Source organism: Veillonella sp. DNF00869, from assembly GCF_001553345.1.
Lineage (GTDB): Bacteria > Bacillota > Negativicutes > Veillonellales > Veillonellaceae > F0422.
On the sequence record NZ_KQ960771.1, the window covers coordinates 86775 to 87023 of the forward strand.

Here is a 249-nt window from a genome sequence, read left to right on the forward strand (position 1 = left end):
GGTATGTCGTCAACTAGGGTATATCATTGTGGACGGTGAATACCTTACTTTTGAGGATATGGTAGACCGTAAAGTGGTTTCCAAGGCGACTTATGATGCGACAATGGAACAACTGGCACTGTGGTCAAATTACATGCGAAATGCATTTATTGCTTGCCATCTTGAACCGTGGACGGTGTTCTCCTATATGTTAGATGAAGAAATGCATATTTCCAATAACTTTGGTTACGATGTATTAGCAGAACAAGC

1 protein-coding gene is annotated in these 249 nt (G+C 41.0%); it reads left to right on the forward strand.

Annotated elements, in window-relative coordinates:
* On the forward strand, positions 1–249 hold a 249-nt coding region (locus HMPREF3032_RS07640), incomplete at both ends, for an immunity protein YezG family protein (RefSeq protein ID WP_197413490.1).